Raw genomic sequence first — 4,233 nt, forward strand, 5'->3', positions numbered from 1 at the left:
TACGAGCGCATGGGCGTGATGGCGCAGGCGTACCTGGTAGGCTTCGCAGCATCCAGGGGCGGTTAGCTCAGCCTGGGAGAGCACCACCTTGACACGGTGGGGGTCGGAGGTTCAAACCCTCTACCGCCCACAACACGAAAGGCCCCCTGCGCTGGCGGGGGGCCTTGTCATGTCCGGCTAGGCGGCGGGCCGCCTCCCGAAGACGGAGTTCATCGTGGCCGTCGTCTGGTTGACTTCCGGGTAGAGCATGTGCCGGTAGACCGCGTAGAACGCTGTCCCGGCTGCCTCGGGCGTCTCGAGCGTCTCGGGCACATCAGGCACATTGGGCATATCGGGCGCCCCGGCCGCACTGCGGTTTCCCCCGCCGCCGCGCCCCGTTACATGTAACGGGTATCCCGCTGCGCCGGGCTACGTCCAGCGACCGGCACGCAGTAGCGTCGGCGGCTCCGCTGTGCGGATAAACCCAGATCTGCGCTCTGCGCGGGCCACGCCGTGATGACCATGTCGCGAAGTAGATCGGCAGGGATCCGCGTGTTTCGGCTGGGTATTCGTTCGGCACGGTCCGTAGCCGGTAGTGCCGGGGTCTCCGCCACCAGGAGCCGGATGTTATGGGTGGTCAATGTCAATGTGCCGGCTGATGGCCGCGGCGATGGCGGATAGGTCGCCTTCGTCGGAGCTGATGATGAAGTCGCCGCGCCGGAGGGCTCCTTCGACGACGCTGGCATCTACGACGTCGGTGGTCCGGGCGCGCCCGGCGAGGGTTCCGGTGGCCCTGGCCCTGGTGTCGTCGAGGGCTTCGACTTCGCATCCGGCCAGCAGCCGGGCCAGCTGTGCCTGACGCGGCGCGCCTCGCCAGCACTGGGCAACGACGGGGGCGGGGACGGTGGGCACGACGCGGCGCAGCAGCAATGCGCGGTGGCGCGCCCACATCGGGCGCTCGCCCCGTTCGGCGGCGATCAGCGCCCCGGAGTCATAGGTCACCCCGGTCACGCTGACCGCCGGGTGCCGGACGGCTGGGTGACCCGGGCAGCCCATGCATCGGCCTCGGCGATCTCCCCGGGGGTAAACGGGCCGTGCTCAGCTTCGTACTGGCTGACCGCTTCCAGGCCGGCCCGGATGATGAATTCCTTCCGCGCGGTCTGGGCGACCCAGGCACTGTAGCTCATCCCGGCGGCGTGCGCGGCGGCGGCGATCTCAGCGTCGAGCTCGGGAGGGATGGATATGGAGCGCTTCTTGCGGACGGCCATGACATGACGGTAGCACAGCGGTACGACAGTCAGGGTACCTTGAGGCAGACGCCGTTGCCAGCGAGCCAGATCAGCAGTCCGGCAACATTCCCGAACGATGCTTCTATGTTTGTCAAGGCTCTTGAATTGGGGAAGGTTTTGTGGCCTGGATTGCTGAGGGCGGACACGACAGGGATGGGCCGCTCGCGGTGGAGGGCAGGCTTTTATCAGGTCACGGTGTCAGCAGGCCGGTAGTGGCGGATCCGGGGACGGCCGGCGGATCGATCTCAGGCCAGCGGGTGCGGCAGCCGACTCTAGGGCCAGGCCGTCCCCGGAAGCAGGTGAGGTTAGCGGGCGGGCCGCAGGTAAGGGTAGACCTCGCGGGCGACGTACCGCTTCAGGCAGCGGATGATCTCCTTCTTGGATAGGCCTTCCTTGCTGCGCCGGGCCACGTAGGCGCGGGTGGCGGGGTGGGAGCTCATCCGGGTGATCACGATCCGCCACAGGGCGTGGTTAGCGTCCCGGTTGCCGCCGCGGTTCAGCCGCCAGCGGGTTACTTTCCCGGAGGAGGCCGGGATCGGTGCGGCCCCGCACAGGTGCGCCCAGGCGGCCTCGGAGCGCAGCCGCCCGGGGTGGTCGCCAGCCGCGACCAGCAGCAGCGCGGCGGTGTCCGGGCCGACGCCGTGCAGGGCCAGCAGACCCGGGGCGCGAGCGGTGACCAGCGGGACGATGAGCTCATCCAGGTGCCCGATCTGGACGTCCAGGAACCGGGCGCGCCGGCCCAGCTCCCGCAGCGCGACCCGGGTGGCGTAGCCGGGCACGTCGCCCGGACGGGGCCGCAGGGCCGCCAGGCCGCCTATTAGCCGGTCCGCAGTGTGCCGGGCGAACCGGACCCGCAGTTCCTCCGGCCCGGTCACGATCAGCGCCCGGGCCTGGTTGATCACCTGGGTCCGCTCGGCCCGGGCGCTGCACTTGGCCACCATCAGCGCCCGGATCGCCTCCACCGCGCCGTCCCGCCCCTTCGGCGCTCCGGCCGCCCGGCCGGACAGGGCGGCCCGCGCCGCACTGACCGCATCCAGCGGGTCGGACTTGCCCTGGCGGTGACGGTCCTGCCGGTCGGCACGGTCCACCTCCACCACCTGGACGCCGGCCGCGGCCAGGTGCCGGGCCAGGCCAGCGCCATAACTGCCGGTACCCTCCACGCCGACCAGGGCGACCGTCCCGAACCCGGAAAGCCAGCCCAGCAGCCCGGCGTACCCGGCCGCGGTGGCCGGGAACTCCCGCACGCCAAGCAGCCCTCCGAGGGGATCGAGCGCGGCAGCAACGTGGGTGTCCGCGTGGGTGTCCACGCCACCGGTGATGGCACGTGCATCTTCTACGGTTGTCATTGCCGTCCCTTTTCTGTGGTTGAGGGATGGCACGCACCGCTGGCCGCCGATCTGTGAACCCCGGCCTCTTGCCCAGGCCAGGCAGATCGGACCGGCAGCGCCGGTGGGTGCCCGAAACGGGACCCGGCCGACGGGCCGGTCACAAGACAACCCCTACGGCGTCAGGCCGATAGCAGGTCAGACCGGGTCCCAGCCCGACCTTACGCCCGCACCCACGCAAAACCACGGAAGCAGGGCCGAAGCTGTTATCCACATCCTCCCTGCCGACTCTGGCGCCAGATGTTTGTGCTGACCAGTTGGCCAGGGTGCGGCCGGCGAAGTCCGGGGCCCCCGTGCCCTCACACTGGTCTGGCGTGGTCTTGCCGTTGGCCGCGGATCCGGCAGGCGCACCAGGCAAGGCGTCCGGTGGCTGAGCTGACGGGGACTCTGGCCTAGAAGCTGGCCGCGGCTTGGCGCTCGTCCCCGCGCGGGCGGGCCGGTGGCCGCATCGCCACGATCGAGTACAGTTCGCTGCGCAGTTCGGAGGGGGTGACGCTGCGGTCCAGCATCGCTCCCAGCGTCGTATGGCGCACGGCCCGGTCAATCGCCTGGGCCTCAGCATCCCCGATGCCGGTTCGCACGGCTTTGACCGCCCGGACGAACTCGTGCACTTTGACGGTCATGGTGGCGTCGACGAAGTCGAGCGCCGGACCGGCGCCGAGCTCGATCGCCGCGAGCACCGCCGGCCGCAGCAACGGCACTCCCCGGACCAGGCCTTCCAGGAAGGTGGCCAGGTGGGCGCTTGGTTCGGTCCGCTCCCGCGGCGCCAGCAGCTGAGGCTGGTTGCACAGGCGCTGCAGCGCGTCCGGGCTGAGCACGAACAAGACCAGGTCACGCTTGGAGGGGAAGTAGTGGTAGATGCCTCCGATGCTCATGTGGGCGGCGGCGGCCGCCTGCCGCATGGTGAGCGCGCGCGCCCCGGCCTTCTCCAGCAGCGGGGCGACCGCCGCGTAGATCTCCAGCCGCCGAAGGAAGACATCCTCGCGGGGACGGCCGGGTTTTCCGAACATCATGGCCTCTTTGTCTGAAGAACCGTCCGCAGGCTTGTGCTGCCACCGCAGGCACGCTCAGCATAGGCACGTGCTGGCACGCGAGGCAATCGGGACAGATTCTCCGAACGCGCCGCCGCCAGGGAAGACCAAGAGCCCGGGATGAAGGCCGCCGCGGACCGCGGCCGGGGACGACGACGCTGGCCCTGCCCGGCAGACGGTTTGCGGAGGTGCCGCGATGCCGATCGACAATGAGATCTATGACCGCATCGGCCAGACATGGTGGGATGAGCGCAGCCTGCTCAACTTCCTGCACGGCAGCATGACCCCTGGCCGCTTCGCCTATTTCCGTGAGGTCCTGGCCCGCCAGCACAACGGCCGGGCCGCTGGCCTACGGGCCGTGGACGTCGGGTGCGGGGGCGGTTTCCTCGCCGAGGAGTTCGCGCGCCTGGGGTTCGACGTGACCGGCGTTGACCCCTCGGCGGTGTCGATCCAGGCGGCCCGCGAGCATGCGGCCGCCAGCGGCCTGAAGATCGACTACCGGGTCGGCGCGGGCGAGCAGCTGCCCCTCCAGGACGGCACGTTCGACCT

General features: G+C 70.2%; 6 protein-coding genes and 1 tRNA gene. 2 read left to right on the forward strand and 5 right to left on the reverse strand.

Translation table 11 applies throughout. The annotated features are described in order from the left end of the window. Nucleotides 1-56 precede the first annotated feature (56 nt). A tRNA-Val gene (locus Q1N79_RS09065) sits at nt 57-130 on the forward strand. Between the two features lie 47 nt (nt 131-177). Here Q1N79_RS09065 and Q1N79_RS09070 read toward each other — a convergent pair. The 5 genes from Q1N79_RS09070 to Q1N79_RS09090 form a co-directional block, all read right to left on the reverse strand. Further along, on the reverse strand, nt 178-312 hold the full coding sequence (locus Q1N79_RS09070; protein ID WP_300606742.1) for a hypothetical protein: 135 nt from the start codon (nt 310-312) through the stop codon (nt 178-180). Between the two features lie 294 nt (nt 313-606). Continuing rightward, nucleotides 607-981: a hypothetical protein gene (locus tag Q1N79_RS09075; RefSeq protein WP_300606745.1), complete on the reverse strand. Its 375-nt coding sequence runs from the start codon at nt 979-981 to the stop codon at nt 607-609. 5 nt (nt 982-986) lie between these two features. Then, on the reverse strand, nt 987-1,247 hold the full coding sequence (locus tag Q1N79_RS09080) for a hypothetical protein (protein WP_300606747.1): 261 nt from the start codon (nt 1,245-1,247) through the stop codon (nt 987-989). A gap of 326 nt (nt 1,248-1,573) precedes the next feature. After that, a complete protein-coding gene (locus Q1N79_RS09085) occupies nt 1,574-2,614 on the reverse strand; it encodes an IS110 family transposase (protein ID WP_300606750.1) in 1,041 nt (346 codons plus the stop codon). Nucleotides 2,615-3,045: 431 nt separating this feature from the next. Continuing rightward, nucleotides 3,046-3,663 carry a TetR/AcrR family transcriptional regulator gene (locus tag Q1N79_RS09090; protein WP_300606753.1) on the reverse strand — a complete coding sequence of 206 codons (618 nt, stop codon included), beginning with the start codon at nt 3,661-3,663 and terminating at the stop codon, nt 3,046-3,048. Nucleotides 3,664-3,880: 217 nt separating this feature from the next. Between Q1N79_RS09090 and Q1N79_RS09095 the strand changes: the two genes are divergently transcribed. Continuing rightward, nucleotides 3,881-4,233, forward strand: a 353-nt coding sequence (locus tag Q1N79_RS09095; RefSeq protein ID WP_300606756.1) for a methyltransferase domain-containing protein, incomplete at its 3' end; no start/stop codon positions are given.

Origin of the sequence: Trebonia sp., assembly GCF_030042015.1 — a bacterium.
Lineage (GTDB): Bacteria > Actinomycetota > Actinomycetes > Streptosporangiales > Streptosporangiaceae > Trebonia.

Excerpts from the sequence above, each read along its gene's own strand:
- Q1N79_RS09080 (WP_300606747.1), bottom strand. The coding sequence starts at position 1,247 with ATGGCCGTCCGCAAGAAGCGCTCCATATCCATCCCTCCCGAGCTCGAC.
- Q1N79_RS09085 (WP_300606750.1), bottom strand. The coding sequence starts at position 2,614 with ATGACAACCGTAGAAGATGCACGTGCCATCACCGGTGGCGTGGACACC.
- Q1N79_RS09090 (WP_300606753.1), bottom strand. The coding sequence starts at position 3,663 with ATGTTCGGAAAACCCGGCCGTCCCCGCGAGGATGTCTTCCTTCGGCGG.